This is a genomic window from Pseudoalteromonas peptidolytica (assembly GCF_012641745.1).
GTDB lineage: Bacteria > Pseudomonadota > Gammaproteobacteria > Enterobacterales > Alteromonadaceae > Pseudoalteromonas > Pseudoalteromonas peptidolytica.
Window position 1 is genome coordinate 66,552 of record NZ_WEHZ01000005.1, and the last position, 20,362, is coordinate 86,913.

General features: G+C 43.8%; 15 protein-coding genes. 13 read left to right on the forward strand and 2 right to left on the reverse strand.

What is annotated here, in order from left to right:
- Positions 1–57 precede the first annotated feature (57 nt).
- Positions 58–2,025, forward strand: a complete 1,968-nt coding sequence (locus tag F9Y84_RS04785; RefSeq protein ID WP_147391043.1) for a winged helix-turn-helix domain-containing protein — start codon at positions 58–60, stop codon at positions 2,023–2,025.
- Between the two features lie 218 nt (positions 2,026–2,243).
- Here the strand turns inward: F9Y84_RS04785 and F9Y84_RS04790 are convergent, their stop codons facing one another.
- A complete protein-coding gene (locus F9Y84_RS04790) occupies positions 2,244–3,317 on the reverse strand; it encodes a DUF6136 family protein (RefSeq protein WP_147390322.1) in 1,074 nt (357 codons plus the stop codon).
- Position 3,318: 1 nt separating this feature from the next.
- Positions 3,319–3,912 (reverse strand): ATP-binding cassette domain-containing protein, encoded by a 594-nt coding sequence (locus F9Y84_RS04795; RefSeq protein WP_125254189.1) that lies wholly within the window; start codon positions 3,910–3,912, stop codon positions 3,319–3,321.
- Between the two features lie 276 nt (positions 3,913–4,188).
- On the opposite strand from F9Y84_RS04795, the gene F9Y84_RS04800 reads away from it, so the two are divergent.
- From F9Y84_RS04800 to F9Y84_RS04855, 12 genes are all read left to right on the forward strand, one after another.
- Positions 4,189–4,848 carry a hypothetical protein gene (locus tag F9Y84_RS04800; RefSeq protein WP_147390323.1) on the forward strand — a complete coding sequence of 220 codons (660 nt, stop codon included), beginning with the start codon at positions 4,189–4,191 and terminating at the stop codon, positions 4,846–4,848.
- Positions 4,849–5,530: 682 nt separating this feature from the next.
- Positions 5,531–7,150: an HAL/PAL/TAL family ammonia-lyase gene (locus F9Y84_RS04805; RefSeq protein WP_128731137.1), complete on the forward strand. Its 1,620-nt coding sequence runs from the start codon at positions 5,531–5,533 to the stop codon at positions 7,148–7,150.
- Between the two features lie 137 nt (positions 7,151–7,287).
- A complete protein-coding gene (locus F9Y84_RS04810) occupies positions 7,288–7,581 on the forward strand; it encodes a phosphopantetheine-binding protein (protein WP_125254186.1) in 294 nt (97 codons plus the stop codon).
- Between the two features lie 33 nt (positions 7,582–7,614).
- On the forward strand, positions 7,615–9,111 hold the full coding sequence (locus F9Y84_RS04815) for an AMP-binding protein (protein ID WP_147390324.1): 1,497 nt from the start codon (positions 7,615–7,617) through the stop codon (positions 9,109–9,111).
- Complete coding sequence (locus F9Y84_RS04820) at positions 9,104–11,287, forward strand: beta-ketoacyl-[acyl-carrier-protein] synthase family protein (RefSeq protein WP_147390325.1); 2,184 nt, start codon at positions 9,104–9,106, stop codon at positions 11,285–11,287. Before F9Y84_RS04815 ends, F9Y84_RS04820 begins: the two co-directional genes overlap by 8 nt.
- Position 11,288: 1 nt before the next feature.
- Positions 11,289–12,056 (forward strand): ABC transporter ATP-binding protein, encoded by a 768-nt coding sequence (locus F9Y84_RS04825; protein ID WP_147390326.1) that lies wholly within the window; start codon positions 11,289–11,291, stop codon positions 12,054–12,056.
- The gene (locus F9Y84_RS04830; protein ID WP_147390327.1) at positions 12,049–13,194 is read left to right on the forward strand and encodes an ABC transporter permease; all 1,146 of its coding nucleotides are present in this window, start codon (positions 12,049–12,051) and stop codon (positions 13,192–13,194) included. Before F9Y84_RS04825 ends, F9Y84_RS04830 begins: the two co-directional genes overlap by 8 nt.
- Entirely contained in the window at positions 13,191–13,589 is a 399-nt protein-coding gene (gene fabZ, locus F9Y84_RS04835) for a 3-hydroxyacyl-ACP dehydratase FabZ (RefSeq protein WP_147390328.1), read from the forward strand. Before F9Y84_RS04830 ends, fabZ begins: the two co-directional genes overlap by 4 nt.
- An 11-nt stretch (positions 13,590–13,600) precedes the next feature.
- A complete protein-coding gene (locus tag F9Y84_RS04840; protein WP_125254180.1) occupies positions 13,601–14,332 on the forward strand; it encodes an SDR family NAD(P)-dependent oxidoreductase in 732 nt (243 codons plus the stop codon).
- Complete coding sequence (locus tag F9Y84_RS04845) at positions 14,329–15,036, forward strand: hypothetical protein (RefSeq protein WP_147390329.1); 708 nt, start codon at positions 14,329–14,331, stop codon at positions 15,034–15,036. Before F9Y84_RS04840 ends, F9Y84_RS04845 begins: the two co-directional genes overlap by 4 nt.
- Positions 15,033–15,788, forward strand: coding sequence for a thioesterase II family protein (locus tag F9Y84_RS04850; RefSeq protein ID WP_128731142.1), 756 nt, complete (start codon positions 15,033–15,035; stop codon positions 15,786–15,788). The genes F9Y84_RS04845 and F9Y84_RS04850 overlap by 4 nt, the downstream gene beginning before the upstream one ends.
- A gap of 20 nt (positions 15,789–15,808) precedes the next feature.
- Positions 15,809–20,362: a non-ribosomal peptide synthetase gene (locus F9Y84_RS04855; RefSeq protein ID WP_147390330.1), complete on the forward strand. Its 4,554-nt coding sequence runs from the start codon at positions 15,809–15,811 to the stop codon at positions 20,360–20,362.

The following is a 20,362-nucleotide window of genomic DNA, read 5'->3' on the forward strand; positions in this document are numbered from 1 at the left end:
AACAATTGGCTTTGATTATTGAAATTGGTACTCAGCGTGCAGGCACAGGAAGTAGAGATGGTTTGTTTTGGACATTGGCAGTTTGATCTCCAGCAAGACTGCCTAACACATAGGCAAAGCCAAGAAACCGTAAAACTTGAACCACAAATGGCAAGGTTACTCGCACTTTTTATTGAGCATCATAACGAAGTACTAGAGAAATATTGGCTTACTGAGAAGCTATGGCAACACGCGGTTGTCGAACCTAATAGCCTTTATCAGCTACTGACTAAACTGCGAAAAGTGCTTGGGGATGACCCTAAAAATCCGATTTATATCAAAACTATCCCCAAACGGGGTTATCGCTTTATCGCGCCACTTACAAGCCATGATAAGGTGTCTCAGCATACGATAAAACCCGTAAAAACAATAACCAAGTCCCGTTTTTTCTCTTTTAGCGCCGTCGTTATGGCAGTGTTATGCTTTGGCGCAATCGCCTTTTTTAATCAAACACCGACTGAAAAAACACCATCACGCTACGAAACCTCGAGCCTTAGCCATGATCTAGGCCTTGAATTTGACGTTGATGCACACCAAAGCCAAGATCTCATCGCCTACATTAAAGATTTTACTCACCTTGTGATTGCCAACAAGCAAGGTTATCAATTAAATGCACATCATTTCGACTCTCGTATTAGTTTTCCAAGTTGGAGCCCCGACTCAGATAAGCTGGCGTTCTGGCAATATCAAGGTAGAGGCTGTCAACTTCACGTGATGACTGCTGCGGGGCAATTTTTCCACAGCTCTCAAATTATCCCCTGCCAGGTTGGTACTAAACCTGTTTGGAAAAATGATAAGGAACTTATTTTAACGTTCGGCCAATACAATGCCAAAGCAGCGCACCTTTACCGGCTAGAGTCCCATCAAATGGTCAAACTGCCACTCGCTTTGGCAGCCAATGAGCAGTTAAAAATGGCAATTCGAGGTTGGGGAGGCAAAACCTATTATTTAGTGCAAAATAAACAGAGGCTGGCAAGACTTCAAACACTCGATGGCACGGTTCATATAAAATGGCAAACCCCTGTGACTTCCGTGGCATTTGATATTTATCATCAAGCCGTGATTGCGAGTCAATATGGTAGCCTGTCACGACACTTTAGAGACGGTGACATTCAAGCGATAAAAGAAACGGAGATTGGCCTTTATACAAGCTTTTCAAGCGATCAACATGGGGATATTTTTGCCGCATTAGAAAGCTTCCAAGTTAATATTAAAGACCGAGACAACCTCCCTTTATTTTCAAGCTCAAGCATCGATTACCTGCCACTGACAAACAGCTTGGGGGAAACCGCATTTATGTCTAGGCGCAGCGGCGTATGCGAGGTGTATCTTTATCGCGATGATAAAATCAGCCAGCTTTCTTTTCATCAGGGACATGAGTACGTTGGCTTTTTAGTATGGAGCCCAGAGCTAAACTATTTGGCCTCAAACCGTGATAACGATTTAGTGATATACGACCGAAAACGTCCACTCACCCAGTTCGACTCTCAACTGAGTCAGCCTGTCAAAAGCATGGGCTGGATTGATGAACAGACACTATGGGCTTATGACGGTGAAACTTTAAATCAATACAGTTTGTCTGGGGCGCTTATCAGTAGCCATCAAAGCGCAGCGGATTTTGTCTTTTATCACCCCACAAGACAAACTTGGTTTGTGCTACAACAGCCCCTACTGCTTGAGTACGAGACGCTCTTCGAAAGCGACTCAGAAGCAATAAATAAATACTCGCTAAGTCAAAAACAAACTAATCAATTTAGTAACTTAAGAATTCGTGACAACGACATCTATTGGCAATCTGCTTGGTCAAAAGAGGACTACATTTGGCAACTCACATTGATGCCAGCGCAACAGCCTACACTTAAAAAAGTAGGCCACCTGATCTGGCACTACGATATCGACGCCCTTGGCAATCTGCTCATCGCGAAAATGGAGAGTATCGAAGGCGATATCAAAAAACTGACTCGCCTTTCTGAAGCTGCAAATTAGCAGTTGGTATTATACCAATTTGACTTAATACATACTCAATTTAAAGGAGTAAACCTGACGCTAACAGCGTTAAAAATTTCTTATTTAGAACAACTAAATAGCAAAATTTTGCCTTGCCTACAGGACGTAGGTACCTCGGCGTGAGCAGGACGCGGAAGCGGTGTTATCGACAAGATTTTCTCGCCTCAAAATAGACCACTTAATTAAGAAAATTGGTATTAAAAAAGCACAAACGCTGTATAGCTAAGTACTAAAGTACTGAGCCAAGTCATGGCTAAATGTTGTGGACCTTTTAATGCACTTAAAACCAAAAGTGGTAGAAAAACGTAAGGCAATAAACTGACTACAGTCATCCCTAACAAAATATAAACCGGTACGGAAAAGCCAATGGCTGCCGTCAGGACAATTATCCAAACGCTCTGCTTAGCCGATTGCAGTTTATCGAGACTCAACCAATATGACACACGACCGTATATCTCAGGTTTTAGATCGATAGCCAGGCTCGACCACCACAATAAAATTAAAGTCACAAGCCCCGGCACATAATTGGCAACTAAATCTGGACGTTCAGTTTCTAAAATTACACCAAACCACAGCACCAGAGCACTCAACACAATCCGCCAAAGCAGCACAAAGTAGTGGTTATAGGCAAAACTTAGCCAAAATGTCGCTAACCCCGTAACGGATATTGACCTCAAGAGTGTGCGTGGCAGCAGCGTTGAACATCCCAGTATAATTAGGTTTAAAGCAACCAAATACCACGTAATGTTAGTCGCATATAGCGCTATGGCCGCCGCAAGTAACAACCCACTTCCAGTACCAAGCGGACGATAAATAAAACAAAGTGCGACAAAAAACTGCGTTACGACAAACAATATTAGCTGCCATGCTTGTGTCAGTTTCTCAAGTCCCATCGAATAACAAATAATCAAACTCATCAATAATAAAGGATGAACAATAAGTAGAGATACGCCATCGGCTAGCTTTTGATGAATCGTTTGGGTCAATATGGTGTGATGATAGCGACGATGTGTCGAGTCCAGCACGGCATCTCGAAATACCAACAAAATAAAGCTCTGCGCTGCAAGTAATCCCCACGCAATTTGCACCTGTGTCGCGGGACTATCGCTTTCAACTATTTTACCTATCCCCATAAATAATATCGCAATAAAGCCTAGTAAATAGATTTGGAACAGCGCCGCAATCATAAGACCAAATTGTTGTATCTGTTGGCCAATCCCTTGGAGAGATAAAACAAAAGATGCTTTTCTGTAACGGTAATAATAAAGCATATCAGTTGCTCGGTTTTGGAATTAGCGGCACGCAGTGAAAACCTACTTGTAGAAATGGCTCTGGTTCGTGACTTGTCATCAGCACCATGCCTTCATAATTGCTGACCACTTCGACGATATATTCGCAACCTGCTGCATCCAAAGCTGCCGTGGGTTCATCCAATAGTAGATAAGGTGTATTACGCATCAACGCATTTATAAGCTGAAGCTTCTTTTTGTTACCAGAGGATAGGTCTTCGTAACGCGTGTTTAAAAATGGGTCAAATTGAAAGTCGTGAATAAGCTCGGCTGGAAAGTCACATTGCCATGCTGTCGACGTGAGATTTAGTAACTCTTTAGCAGGTAAGAAACTAGGATAAGGAATATTATCCGAAGCTAACGCGACACAGTTTTGTCGTTTTTTCACTTCTTTATTTTGCAACAAGATCTGTCCGCTGAACGCAATGTCTACTCCTGCAATCATACATAACAATGTTGTTTTACCAATACCATTAGGCGCAGACAGGCAGGTTTTATCATGAGTAAATTTCTGAGAGTAGTTTTTAAATAAAGCATTTTTAGAAAAATACTTATCAATATTATTAATTTCTATCATGTTACCTTTTATTCCATTAAAAATTTGGAATTTATTATTTTGTTTAAATTTGTAGCAAATTAAAAATCTAACATATAACAAATCTCAATAATAATCACTGAGTTAAAAGCGTATCTCGCAAATACAACGTACCACTTTTTGTTACAAAGTCTTTCTACTTACAGTTTTTAACATATTCCGAACATCATTAAGCAACGTTTCATTTGGCCATCTTATATTCTTTCTTCGCAATCTGATTAAGTTCGTAATTCAACACATTGATTAAGGAGATCAATAATGAATTTTCGCCCGCTTGCTATTACTACACTTAGTATTTTAGCTGTTGCCTGTTCATCAGAAGATATTGAGACTGCCAACTTTGGTTCTGATCTATACAAGAATGAATACAATTTAGTGAATGCCACCGATTATGAAATTGCATTCCACCTTGCTAATACAAAATTAGATGGCGATGAGCGTAATGCCGCAGATGAAAAATATCGAGTCAAAGTCTTACCCTCCAACTCTGCGCCGACCCGCATTACACATGAGCACAATGTTAATAGAGAAATTAGCTTCTATGCCGAGTCTATTAATAAGCTGGGAATGATAGAACAAAAGAAGGTCAAAGTAAGCAATAACAAAGATTATCATTTTGTAGTCATGCAGCAGGCTAATGAAACTTTGGATATCCAACTAGTACGCAAATCTAAAGAGGATCATGATAATCAATTTACCGTTCGTATCTTAGCCACATCATCAATGAAGCTGAGCATAAATGAGCAGGAAGTGGAAGTAACAAAAGGTGAAGTAACTGGTTGGTATCAAGTCAATGACTGTAACGAAGATATAATGATGGGCGACAAAGTACTGAGTCTATGTAACGCCTCTTTAGATCGCTCATACCTTTTAGTGGTTGGAGAAGCTGGTCTAATAAGTACGGTACTAGAGTATTAAAAAAGTCTAACGCTTTTGGTTGCTGGATACGGGTACGCTTCTCAGCGCGGTATAACTTCAATCCATGCAACCTCAATAATCACAGAATAAATCATACCTTTTTACGGGACTCTACATCCATAAAAAATTCACTTTTTTGACCACTTTCATCAATTTTATCTATTCCCTCATCCGACCATTGAAAATAGTGACATTTGTCATAAGTCAGTTTTATTAAACTTTTTACCCCTTCAAAAAATAGAGCATTCACTTTAATAATAAATTAATTCTTTATATCTCATTAAGATATAAAATAGTGATTAACAACTCTTCCCTGCCACCAAAACTTAACATTTCAATTATCTTAATGTTAGGTTTAATTAACATTAAAATGGCAAATTTTCAGTGTTGACACCCCAAAATCTCAGACTTAACCTAGCCGCCATTCTTAAAACACAACAATCAAAAAATCACATTTAATAATTTTTATTTACAAACAAAATAATTATGTAACAAAAATAGTGACAATAGTATCGCGATAGAATTGAACATATAAACAGGTTTAGAACTCACGGGACGTTGGTTAAGTAGTACTCGCCTATAACAGGGTGTAACTCACATTCATAGGTATGTCAGTTACAGCAAAAATAAACATTGTGCACAACACAATCAGAATCATTATTTTAGTCAGAGTAGGAAAGTCATGAACCAGTACAACACAGAAAAGGAAACAATTCAGGTCGAGAAGCAGCTCGGTAGTATTGTTTTTATCTCGCAAGATCAATCACTTTCTCTAGAGTCAGTACAAGAGTATGCAGGTCAACCAACTTCTAAAGTTAAACTAGATGAGTTAGCACTTAAGGCAAGAATCGATCAGAATCGTCAATACCTTGATAACAAACTAACCAATCAAGAAGACATTTATGGTGTAACAACTGGTTTCGGTAACTCAGCAAGCAACCGAATTTCAACTTCACTTTCCGAAGAGTTGCAACAAAACCTTATCGCTTATCATGGCTGTGGTGTAGGCGATTATCTGTCAGAATCTGACTGTGCGGCCACATTGTTAATTCGCATGAATTGTAATGCCAAAGGGTTTTCAGGAGTAAGCTGGGCACTGCTATCTCAAATGGAAACCTTTTTAAACAACCGTATTATTCCTGCGATTCCTGCAATGGGTTCTGTTGGTGCTAGCGGCGACTTAACACCACTTTCATATATCGGTGCTGCACTTGGCGGCAAGCGCAAAGTCTATTATCAAGGACAAATTCGTGATACCGCTGAGGTGTTGGAAGAACTCAATATAACGCCTTATAAACTCAAGCCTAAGGAAGGCCTTGCAATTATGAATGGCACCTCTGTGATGTCAGCCATCGCAACCAATGCACTCAAAGACATTCAGCGTGCAATTGACCTTAGCTGTAAGCTAATTGCCCTGTATGTAGAACTGATAGAAGGTCGTGCTTCTCCGTTCCATAAACGTGTACACGAATTAAAACCACACCGTGGCCAACAAATTTGTGCCGCAAAAATACTCGAGCGCCTAACCAATGTTGATCAACGTTTAGGGCGCAGAAATCGTACCGACGACAATATCGAGTTTGGTAAACAGGAAACTTTCAGACTACAAGATAGCTACTCAATTCGTTGCTCACCACAAGTATTGGGGCCATTAATTGACGCGCAAATGTGGGCCTCACAAATTCTCACCACAGAGATCAACTCAGTAAATGACAACCCACTTTTTGATGATGAAAATGACCTTATCCTCAATGCCGGACATTTTTACGGCGGCCACGTTGCAGCGGTATGCGATACCTTAAAGCCACTGGTTGCAAACATGGGGGCATTACTTGAGCGCGAGCTGGGCATTTTAGTTGACGATCGTCTAAATGGCGGCATTTCTAACAACTTAGTGGCCCGCGATGACTTAGGCGACAAAGCATGGGTACATCACGGCTTCAAGGCAATGCAAATCACCTCCTCTTCGCTTGTTGCTGAAGCGCTAAAAAATGCAGGCCCAATGTCAGTATTTTCACGCACAACAGAAGCACTAAACCAAGATATTGTGAGCATGGGAACCATTGCTGCACGAGATCTGCGCCGTATTACCGACCTTATCAAGCCAGTTATTGCCATTCAGGCAATGGCAATCAGACAGGCATTTTATGTTGATGGAAAAGATGCGAAAGCGGAAAAACTCAACCAGCTTTCTCGTGAGTTTTTCGACGAAATTAGCAGCAACTTCCAGCCTGTAATCGAAGACAGACCGATGGATGCTGAAATCAACAACATGGTTAATGCCCTTTTTAACGAGCAATAAACCTCTCTGAGCCGTTTTTTGAGCTGACAGACTTACTTGGCTGACGTGTGAATACGTCAGCCACAGGTTGCTGTTGCTCCAAAACTCTCAAAGAGTCGCTTAACACACACCGCACAAAAATCAAAAAGGATATAAAAATGAGCAACTTAGAGTCAATAACACAATTTATTAAGCAAGATATCATTGTTGATAATTTGGAAGTAGTAGACAGCATTGAAGAAATCGAGGATGACGCCCCGCTTATCGGTGATGGCTTAGATTTAGATAGCATTGAAGTGCTAGACCTTGTGGTATCGATTGAGAAGCAATACAGCCTCAAGTTTAAAGATTACCCAGAACAAACCATTCAGGAAAAAATGAAAAATGTCGCTACATTAGCTCAATTTGTGCACGAGCAAGTTGCAGCTAAAGCGACTGCCGAAGCTTGTTGATCTACTAGTAACCATTTCGCTTGGAAGGACACCATGCAAACAAACAGTGCCATTCGTTCAACACTCATACAGCTGATTGAAGCTGAGTTAGAAGTAGATATAGAACAATTAAACCTATTAGATGATGATGCCAACTTGCTAGAGGCGCCACTATTTCTCGATTCGGTCGACCTCATGCAGTTATCCGCAGCATGTAAGAAAGCATTCAAGCTCAGTGACTTGGGCGAATTGAGCACTGTTACTCTGAACACACTAGCAGAACAAATCATCACCAAGCTTACACAGCAAAAGCACGCTAGCCTGTTAGATACTTGGACAGATCAACATTCCGCACTAGGTGAACAGGCACTATTAACACTTATTCAGGCAAGCAAAGATACTGAGATTACCGGCACAGTAAGAGTAATAAAAGATAGTGCACCATGCGATATTATTAAAAGTGTGATGATCTTACTTGCACATAACATCACACCTGTACTCTGTGCCACCGCTACAACCTCACAAGATGCTTTTAGTTGGAAAGACTTAGTCATCACACCTCAACATGAGGTAGTACAACCAGGCTCCATTACCCAATTCTTACAACAATATAGCGATAAAACCATTGGCTTTGAAACCTCGGGTAGTACTGGTAAACCGCAAATTTGGCAAAAGTCCATCGCTTCTCTTCATGCTGAGGCTGTTACCTTTGCCGATACCTTTGGCTTTGGCGACGTCGATTACTTTTGTGCGTGTGTCGATATTCGCCATATGTTTGGGTTTATTTGGGCATTTATGCTCCCACTCCAGCTTGGTAAGCCTGTTTGCTATGAGCTGGGATCGACACCGGACTTACAACCTATCAAAAACAAGCATATTGCCGTGATATTAACACCAACCATGTTTGATTTTGTTGCAGATCAAATCAGTTACCAACACCATTACTTGATTAGCTCTGGTGCCCCCTTCAAAGGTGAGAAGGAGCAAAAGCTAACTCAATTGACTGAGCAAAAAGCGTTATCAATCCGTGCTTTTGAGGTACTAGGAAGTACTGAAACTGGCGGTATTGGGTATCGGCCACTTGCTTGTAACGAAACCTTATTTACCAAATTTAGTGTCGTCGACATCTATCAAAATGCTGAGCAAAAAACGATGCTCCGCTCCCCATTTTTAGTGGTTGATTGTGAAGCATTTGAACTCAAAGACAAACTGGTCTTTAGCAGCCACCAACAGTTTTCTCACGCGGGTCGAGCTGATCAGATTTTTAAATATGCCGGTAAGCGTTTCTCATTACAAAGTATCGAAAAAGTCCTCACGGAGCATTTTGCCGGGCTGCGCCACAAGGTCTTTTTTATTGAAGATAGTAATAACAATAAAGGAGGCGAGCTAGTCGCCTTTGTCGAAGGATTGTCACACACACCAGCACTTCAAGATATTAGGAGTTGGTTTAAAGACTTACCCACGCCACAAGTTCATTTTCTCGCGCAGTTTCCTGAAAACGAACTCGGCAAAATCACCCTCTCGGCACTACAGGAAAGCGTACATGAATAATAAACAAGAAACTTTCATCACTGGATATGGCGTACTCTGTGCTGCTGGCGAAAATCGCCAAGCGATGCTGACTTGCATCAAACAAAACCGTACGGGGATCGGCCGTATTCACCGTTTTGACACTCAGGGGCTTGCACATAATGTGGGAGCGCTCGCCGTCAATTTTGAAGCATATGTTGCGGATAATTATGAAATGGATCTGGCAAGTCAGTATGCCATCCATGCTGTAGAAGAAGCACTAACACATGCAGATTTAGTATTAGGCGAGGTCGACAACACTAGGGTTGCTTTTATTTTAGGTAATGCTAACTGTGGCATGTTTTCATTAATAGAGAGCATAAAAGGTAAACATCAAAAAGGATTTAAGTTTTACCCTCCACATCAGATAGCAACTGATGTAAGCCGTCACTTTGGTATTCAGGGGCCGATAATGACGTTTACCTCGGCCTGTACAGCAAGCAGCAGCGCCATAGCTTTTGCCAAACAACTTATTGAGAACGACCAAGCTGATGTAGTGATTGCAGGTGGCGCCGACGCGCTAAGTGAGCTGGTCTATGGTGGCTTTCAATCGGTGCAATCACTGAGTCCTGAACCTTGTGCCCCGTACAGTGAAAAAATGGGCTTGAGCCTTGGTGAAGGCGCTGGTTTCTTAGTCTTCGAGTCAGCACAACATATCAACAAACGCGGGGGGGCGGCACGCTATCAATTGCTGGCTACAGGTTCTAGTTTAGATGCGCACCACGCCACCGCTCCCAACCCTGAAGGCGACGGTGTGCGCCGAGCGCTATTACAAACACTCTCTTTTGCGCCTGTTACAGCCAGCAATATTGAATACGTCAATAGTCATGGTACCGGTACTCCTGCAAACGATGGCGCAGAGCTCAATGGCATTCAGACGGCAATTGGCACTCAGGCAATGCAAAAAACATGGGTTTCCAGCAGCAAGTCTTATTTTGGCCATACTCTAGGCGCAGCCGGTGCGGTAGAGCTTATCTCAACACTTGTTAGCCAAGATGACGGACTATTACCCGCAACACTTGGGGTTGATTCAGTTAGACCATGCTGCAAAGAATATCAATTAGTCACTAACCAGCCAAGACCTCACGTTGTTGACGTCTTTGCCGTGACTAACTCAGCATTTGGTGGTCATAACACTAGCATGCTGCTTAGTCACCAAGAAAAGCCCATACCCAGTCAATCGCTACAACCAGTTTATTTACTAACCGCCACCAGCCTCTGTGATGAAAAAGTCTACCTCGCCAGAGAAAACAAAACCGATGGCTTTAGTGAGTTTAACTTGAAAAAGCAATTCCCATCGCTATTTCAGCGTCGTACGCCAAATGTAACCCAATTTGCCTTGGGCGCCTGCCAGTTTGCATTGCAAGACAGTGAACTTGACCTAACTCAATTACCACTTGCCGAGTTCGCCGCGTACTACGCTAACCCCATAGGCTCGTCAGAAACACTCAATAAAAACTTAGCGTCGTTCTGTGAAGGTATTGCAGAGCTTAAAAGCACGCATTTTCCAAACACAGTCGTCAATGCCACTTTGGGGCAGCTAGCTTTGGGGTTTGGTTTCAAAAACTCCGCTACGTGCGTGAGTGACTTAGGTAACGATTTTTTACATGCTTTATGGAGTGCAACGCTTGATATGCGTGAAGGCCGTAGCCGTTACGCAATGGTATGTGGGTCACAAGATGACACAGCACTGTCAAAGCAAGTGTGGGCTGCCCATCAGTTCAATGCGGATATTGGCCATTTTGCTAGCGCAGCACTACTTGCCACCAGCGCAGTATTGCCTGCAGGTTACCAACCCCTTGCTGAAATAATCGAGTTTATTCAAATCAATGATACACAACAGCCTAATTCACTAGATAAGCTGCTGAAAGCTCACGCTAGGAAACTGAGTCGAGTCGGCAATATCGTGTTAAGTGCCCATCACGACAGCGCCTTTGGTGCAATCGCAGCCAGCTTAGATTGTCATTTACCACAAGCGCAACTTATCAAGTATCAACCTCAATGCGTACCACGACATAGTACTGAGTTAGCGGTGCAAGCTTTAATGCACGCGCTAAATACACCAACGAATAATACCGAGTTAGATCAAACCCTTCTCCTGAGCGTTAATCTCGCGGGAAGTATGACGGGATGTATTTTACGAACAGTAAGGAAATAAGATGACAACCGTGATTGAAGTGAAAAACTTAAGGAAGGTCTATAAAAGAACACGCAAAGTCGCTGTAGACGATGTGTCGTTCAGCGTGAGCGAAGGAGAATGCTTTGGACTGCTTGGCCCCAATGGCGCAGGTAAAACAACCACGCTGGAAATACTTCAAGGGCTACGCAGTGCCACCGCTGGTGAGGTGACCTTGTTTGGCCTCAATTGGAAGCAGGATGAAACGAAATTACGCGGCCTGATGGGTGGTGTGATGCAGCACAATAACCTCTACGAAAAGCTCAAAGTAAAAGAATGCGTTGAGTTATTTGCTAGCTTTTACCCAAGTTACACACCAATTGACACTCTGTTAGCGCGCTTCAATTTGAGCGAGAAAAAAGATGCTTGGCTGAGCGAGCTCAGCGGCGGGCAAAAGCAACGAGTATTTCTCGCCATGGCTGTTGTGGGTAACCCAAAACTGGTGTTTTTAGATGAACCAACCACAGGACTTGACCCCACCAGCCGCCAAGAGTTTTGGCATATCATCAAAGATCTTAAAGCAGCAGGAACCTGCGTGATGTTAACCACCCATTACATGGATGAAGCTGAGTTTTTATGCGACAACTTGGCCATTATCAACTCAGGACAAATTATTGAGTCAGGTACACCAAGCGCCATCATTAATCGCACCTTTAAAACACCAGTGCTCAAAGAGCCCAGAAAAGCCACGCTCAACGACGTATTTTTAAAACTTACAGGTTCCACAATGGAGGCGCAAAGCTATGCCTGAGTTAAGTCAGACTAAGTTAAACCAAACGCAGCCAAGTCAAACAAAGCTATATCCTTTTTGGCAATTAATGATGGTCAATATTCGGCCTTTCTTCCGTGATAAAGCGGTATTGCTATGGACGTTCGGCCTGCCTATTTTCATCGCTTTATTGCTCATTCAGGCCTTCTCTGGCGGACCAAAAATGTCACCAATGAATGTGGTCGTAATACATGGTGAACAAATTGAACAAAAGTGGTTAAAAGCCATGGAGGAAGACCCACTGATCACCGTTACCCGCCTGTCGCAAACGGACTCAATTGTACTCGAAGACAGTTTTGCATCGGCACAATTGGCTGAAGTGATTAGCTCTCCTGGATCCGTGTTGCGTAAATTGCAAAATGAGATAAGCCCTGAAGTATATCTCGCACCAAATGCGATGTTTTCTACCCATAACTCCGATGAGTCATTAATGGCACGTAATTATTTATTGCGCCTAAAAGAGCAAGCTAACGGTCAAGTGATGCAAAGTAATGTGGTTAGCGTCAAAGGCTACCGTTATACAGATTGGTTGATCCCTGGGATCATCGTTTTGCAGGTTCTGGGTCTGGCACTAGTATCGATTGCCAATAGCCTAGTATCTGATAGGCAGAACGGCTTTTTCAAACGCCTTCGCCTCTCCCCTTTTAAGCGTCGCGATTACATTATTGGGATCGTGCTTGCACGTTTGTTCTTGCTGGTATTTCAAATGGCTATCTTGTTTGTGGCATTTCACTTTTTATTTGGCTACACGCTACAGGGCAATGTTGTCGACATCATTTTAGTCATGGCGTTAGGCTCATTTTGTATCTGTATGCTCGGTGTTTTAGTTGGCGCACGCAGCCAACGCGTCGAAGTATCTTCTGGTATTGCCAACCTACTTTATTTTCCATTGATGTTTTTATCAGGCATTTACTTCGACACCGTCAACTTCCCTACTGTGTTACGGGAAATTGTGTCGCTCCTGCCCACTACTGCTTTTTTGGATGCCCTGCGCTTAGTAGCCAACCAAGGTGTTGAGCTTGTGGCTGTCAGTCGACAATTGATTATTTTAGGTGTCACCAGCGTGGTGTTTTTTCTCATTGTTTACTTTTGCTTTGACTGGGGAGATGAAAAATCATGATCACCGACAACTTGCCACATCAGGCACCATTTAAATTCGCCGACAAGATCATTGAACACTCACCAGGTGAGATGATTGTTGGGCTTAAGTTTATCTCACATAACGAGCCGGGGCTTCAAGGGCACTTTCCCGATGAGCCTATTTTCCCTGGGGTACTCATTATTGAAACCATGGCGCAAATAAGTGGCCTTTGCTGCAACAATTCCCATACAGGAGGCATGCTGTCTTCAATTGAGAAGGCTAAGTTTAACCGCCCTGTACGCCCGGGCGAGATCATAAAAGTGACTGCGAAATTAGAGACCGAGTTTGGCGCGCTGGCTCGATTCAAAGCGCAGGCACATGTTGAAGATGAGTTGGTCGCCAAAGCCGAACTCACCATTGTTTACACGGATTAAGGAATTAGCTTGTGTTTACTGGAAAAACAGTCGTAGTAACTGGCGTATCCAAAGGGATAGGCAAAGGCATTGCACTGGCCTTTTTACAAGGGGGTGCTCGCGTATACGGTCTTTGCCGCACACAAACCCCGATTACAGAATTACATCAGCCTGAGTATGAAGCTCGCTTTGTCCAGCAAAGTGGCAATATTATTGATTGTGAATTTGTAAATGCAGCTATTCGCCGAGCAGTTAACGACACAGGTCGAGTCGACGTGCTGGTGAATAATGCTGGCGTCACCCAAGATAGTTTGTTTTCGCAAATGTCTTACGACGCATTTCACGACGTGTTAGACATAAACTTTAAAGGCACGTTACAGTGCTGCCAGGCCGTGTTGCCTGTAATGACAAAACAAAGCGCTGGCAAAATTATCAACATGGTGTCGCAAAGCGGGATCAGCGGCCGTGAAGGACAAGCCAACTACGCCACTTCAAAAGGCGCAATCATTGGGTTAACTCGGACAATTGCTCGCCAATATGGGCACTGTGGCATTTATTGTAATGCCCTCGCGCCAACCTTTATCGCCACCGATATGATTGATGATATTCCTGCCAGTATTATCAACCCGGTGTTAAAACACACCGCCCTTGGCCGCGTTGGGAGCGTAAAGGAAATCGCGGATGCCACGCTTTATCTCGCTTCAAGTGCGTCAAATTATCAAACTGGAAATGTCCTCCGGCTAGACGGAGGGCTTGCGGTATGAATGCTCAAGCGTTTATTTTGCTCTATCCAACTGGTGAGTTTGATAACCACTTTATTGCCCATTTATTATCACAAAAACACCCGATACTGCTGATTAATGCCAGCCCTTTGGTTGTTGCACAAAACCCAGAAGCTACATATCTATCTTTAGATGCGCCGCTCAGTACATCTGACACCGCAGTACTATTAGACTGGTTTGAAACCCACAACAAACAACAAGAAGTGATGGTGTTACATTGTGCCAATCGCCTCGATGAGAGCAAGTTGCTTGAAGACATCAGCGTCGGTGAGCAAGTGATAGCTCGGCTGGAAAATGCCTTTGTTGTGCTTAGAGTAATCGCCGATAGCTTACGGATGAGTGGTGGTAATCTGGTGTTTTTGACCCAATCAGACACGCTAAATTACGAATTAGAAGCCACTGCTAGTGTCTGTAATCACGCCCATAATGCGCTGATGATGACACTCGCTCGAGAGTATCAAGGCAGTAAGCTTGCGGTAAATAGTTTTGTGCTCCCATTGCTTGCAACTGATAGCAAAGCCGCAAGAATGCAAAAGCGCAATCTTAAAGGCGGTGTACTTGGGGCCCGCCCTGCGGTGTTTAGCCATCAAGATCTCGTTGAATACCTTGTCAACTTTATGAGAACCAACACCATGCTAACCGGCCAGTCGATAGCATTTACCCCTACGTTGGAGCTCAAGCTATGATGCCAGTTGATCTCTATTGCTTTCATCACGCTGGCGGCTCATCACTGTTTTTTCGAAAGTGGGCACAATATTTACCTGACCATTGGCAGCTGCACGGTATCGACTTACCCGGTCGCGGTACTAAAGCAGGGGTACAATCTCAGCAGGATTGGCAAGAAGTACTTGATCACTTAAGTAGAAATATGCAAATTCAGTCACGCAGTGAGCGGCTTTGCGTATTCTTTGGTCATAGCCTCGGTGGCATGGTGGCGTATAAGCTCGCTGATCACCTCCGTAAACATGCCTTGGCAACCCCAGATTTAGTGTGTCTATCAGCCTGTCGTGCTCCTTGTATTCCATCAGTGACACAGTACGCGAAACTGAGTGATAGCGACCTACTCGCTACTTTGTATCAGCTTGATATGCTGCCAGCGCACCGCCTAAGCCAAGAAGTGGAAACCGTAATCACAGGTATGTTTAAGGATGATTTTACCCTCGCCGAGCAAACCGTAAGCACAGATATTACCCTTACCATGCCTGTAGAGCTTATTTTGGCAACACAGGATCATTTAGTAAGCCCCGAGTCTTATCGCGCTTGGTATCCCTACTGTGAGAACCATTTTCAGCACCATCATGTTGTGGGCGATCACATGTATTTACAACCTCATCCAACGCTTGCATGTGAGGTGATCACCCGTGCAGTAACACGGCATCTAACCCGCATACAACAAACCAAATACCACAAAGTAAATTGGCAAAAGCCGCTGTGTTAGAGCGAAAAAAGGATAACGTAATGAACTCACTGTCTATTAACGCCAACTTCAAGCCTCTTTCAACAAGACAGCTTCACGTATGGCAAGCGCAACAACTTGATTTGGCCAACCCGGTTTATAATATCGCTTGTGCCGTGACATTTACCGGCGAGCTTAACAAGCCGGTATTACAACAAGCTCTCGATCTTTTATTTTTACGCCACCCTATCTTGTCAAGCTGCATCAATGACACAAAAAATGAGCCGCAACTGGAGTTACTCACCACGCCACCTTTATTACTTGATATTGCGCCAGAATTCATTTCACACACTGATGCTGACACCGCTAAGACAATAATTGAACAGGCTATCAATATCGAAAAAGAAACCTTTCAGTTTTATGTTTGTGGATCTGACACTAGACTGTTACTGATCATTAAAGGTCATCACATCAATTGTGACCAGTGGGCGCTGCAAGTGCTCATGAGTGACTTACTCGCTTGTATTGAGGCGGTGCTTGATAACACGGAGCTTAACCTTGCACCACTTGATTACAACGTGATGTTTGAAAAGAAGCCATCCCGCGACAGCAAATCAGAAAACCAAGCGCTCTATCCAATCGACTTTTATCAAAGTAATACCGAGGCACTCAAACACCATTACGACGGTATTGCCTTTCGCGAAGAAAATCCGCAGGCATTGAAACAAGTAAAGCAGGCCGCCGCTCAAGCTGGCGTGACCAGCTTTAGCGTGGTGCTCGCCAGTGTCTTTTTGACTTTATTTCATACTACCGGACAAACCGACTTAACCATTGGTATTCCAATGGCTCGTCGTACCCGAAAAACGCGAGCAATTTTGGGTCACTACTCTGACGTGGAAACGGTTTCTATTTGCGATATTGAGCAATACAGTGGCGCGTCGCTTATCAATGAAGTCAGTAACCAGCTGACGCAGTTATTACTCTCTGGTAACAGCAATAAAGACGCTGCAAAACATATTAATGTCACCTGTAACTACTTAGCCAGACTAAAAAGCAATGGTATTCGTCCGGGGATCACCCCGTTGATGATTGGTCGTCAGGGGTATGAACTGACTCTAGGTGCGACAGGTAACACTCTCGTTAAAGGCGTATCTATTGAGCCTGGTGTTTCTCAATTTGATATCGAGTTTACCCACTTTGAAACAGAAGGCGGCCTGTGCCGCAAAGTGGTCGCGGCAAAATCTGTGTTCTCTCGTGTCGCCATGACACGGATCACCGATATTCAAGCACGCTTTATTGAATTACTTACCCACTCAAGTGATATAAATGTGGCCGAACTTCCCGTACTTGATGAGGCAGAGCAACAGCTTATTTTGGCACGCAGCAACCAAGAAAATAAAACCTTCTTCTCAGATATCACCCTAAATCAATGGTTTGAGAAAGCGGCAATCGAGCACCCGCATCGGATTGCACTACGAACCCAAACGCAGTCTATTGATTATCAAACCCTGAACGCCAGAGCCAATGCCCTTGCTCTGTATTTACGAGACCAATACCAGTCTGAGTATCAACAACCACTTAGCGCAGATACGTTAATTGCGCTGTATATGCAGCCTTCTATTGAGATGCTAATTGCAATTATCGCGGTGACTAAAGCGGGTGCGGCTTATGTGCCAATATCTCCTGATCATGCCAGCGAGCGAACAACCTTTATTTTGAGCGATACCAACCCAAGTCTATTACTAGTCGATGAACAGCAGTACGCGGCAGCGCAAGATAAATGTCATGTGGCGCAGGTGACTTGTCCATTAGTTACACCACTTGCTCCCCAGCAACAGTGCAATGAAGCGCCAAAAATCAATCAGTCGCCGAAAGATTTGGTCTATATCATTTATACCTCGGGTACGACAGGCAAACCAAAAGGCGTAATGCAAACCCACGAAAATGTTGCCAGGTTGTTTAGTGCAACCGCAAAAGACTATGGCTTTAACCACCAAGACGTATGGGTCTTATATCATGCCTATACCTTCGACTTTAGTGTTTGGGAAATGTGGGGGGCACTACTGTATGGCGGCCAACTGTGTATTCCTGACAACCGCCTTATTCGTGATTTTGAAGCATTTGCACAGTATTGCTCAACCAATCACATTACCGTACTCAATCAAACGCCTGCAGCCTTTTACGAATTTAGTGCCGCCGCCCTTCGTGCCAAATTAAACTTTAACCAATTGAGATATGTGATTTTTGGTGGCGACAAGCTTAACCCTGAAATGCTCAACCCATGGTGGCATCACTATGGCGATGAACAGCCTCTACTAGTCAATATGTATGGGATCACAGAAACCACCGTCCATGTAACTTATAAAGCATTGCAACAGCACTCTAGCTCTAAGGCGTCACACATTGGCAGACCGATTGCTGATATGAAAGCCTACGTATTAAACAGCAAATTGCAATTAGTCGAACCCGGCGCAAGCGGAGAGTTATATATTGGCGGAGCCGGTCTAGCTCGGGGATATTTAAACCGTGAAGAGTTAACCCAAACACGCTTTATTAGCAACCCATATGCAACCGAGCAAGATGTTCAACAAAACCGTGCCAGACTCTATAAAACAGGCGATTTGGCACGGCGCTTACCGGATGGAGAACTGGAGTATATTGGTCGCAACGACAACCAAGTGAAGATCCGAGGCTATCGCATCGAGCTTGGTGAAATCGAAGGCGTACTCAACCAACTGCCTGAAGTCGCCCAAGCTGTAGTTATTGACCGCACCTTACAAAACATCCCATACCTGGCCGCTTACTTGAAGTTTAACCCTGAATTTATCGGCCAAATTGAGCAAGTCAAAGCACAAGTATCACAAGCGCTTCCTAATTACATGCTACCGAAAACTTGGACAGAACTGGCTGAAATTCCACTAACCGGTAACGGTAAGTTAGACCGCAAAGCCTTGCCTGAGCCCGTGCTTACAAGCCAAAACGAATACGTTGCGCCAGAGGATGAAACCCAAGCCCTGCTATGCGAGGCATTTAAATCATTACTGGGGATTGAAAAGGTCAGTACCAAAGACGACTTTTTTGCCATCGGCGGCGACTCAATTTTGACAATTCAGCTCGTTGCCTCACTCCGAAAGCAAGGTATTGAGCTACAAGTTAAAGATATTTTTGACTGTCCAACAGCATACACGCTGAGTAAACGCATTCTCAGTGTGCAGGCAACTCAACGCGAAGTCATACAAGAACAGGGGCTATTAACTGGGCGTTTTGATTTACTGCCAATACAACAGTGGTTTTTCAATAAGGAATTACCTGATGAAAACCACTGGAACCAAGCCTTCGCCATTCGAATCCCAACTGGTTATAGCCACGCTCAACTGCAAGAAGCATTACATAGTTTGAGTGAACAACACGATATGTTGCGCACAACTTTTATGGAATTTGAAGGCCATATTAGCCAAGAATATCGCGATACTAGCACGATGGCAGCGCTTGATACCCTGGGTGGCCAGTCTCCTATACTTGTTACCGAACTAAACAAACGACAAAGTCAGTTTGATATTTGTCACGGCCCGCTTTGGCACGTCACGCATATCCAAGCATTTTGTGAAGAATATGACCTACTTCACTTTGCGCTGCATCACTTAATTATAGATGCCGTTTCTTGGCGGATCATTGCCCAAGATCTGCAAACACTGCTAGAGCGTGGAGAGCTGCTCGCTAAACGTACCAGTTATCGTCAATGGGTTGAGATGATGCAGTCTTATCCTGCGGCACACCCTCAAGAAATGACATTTTGGCAACGTGTAGCAACCAACTTGCCTAGCTATCCACCAGTTATGGCAGCCACTCCTTCAACAGTTTGGTTGGAATTAGACGCAAAAGCTACGACTCACTTACTGCGTAACGCCAACGCTGGGTTTAATACCCAAAGTGAAGAGTTACTACTAGCGGCATTATGCCAAGCGTTGAGTAAAACATTTAGACAAACTCAGCACGCCGTTACCCTTGAAAGCCATGGCCGTGAAATGTGGCGCGATGATGTTGACATTAACCAAACTCTCGGTTGGTTCACCTGTTTATATCCACTACGGCTGACACAACAGCGCACCCTGGGCGACACCATTATTGATGTCAAAGAGGCCCTGCGCCAAATCCCGAACAAAGGACTTGGTTTTGGTTGTGCACAACTGCAAGACACCAGCTTAACATTGCCAAGCATCAGTTTTAATTACCTAGGTCAAATGGGCAGGCAAAGTGATGCGCTATGGCAGATAGACAACCAGCTACAAACTGAGACAAGTTCAGCTCAGAACAGCTCAAATTTACTTCTCGATATCAATGCACTAGTTCAAGGGGAACTGCTGAGAATAAAGGTAGATTCCTTGCTTGATGGCAATCTTACCGAGGCATTTTCACGTCATTTAACACACGCATTACATGAAGTGATTGAGGTAGCGCTTGAGGCTAAAGCCCACGGTGGAGTAAGTACACCGAGTGACTTTGGTGCCGAGTCCCTTTCACAGGAGCAACTCACCGCATTGCAATCTCAGCTACATGAAACACCACAAGAACACACCTCAACTCAGTCTGAAAAAACACAAGAATTAGAGATATAA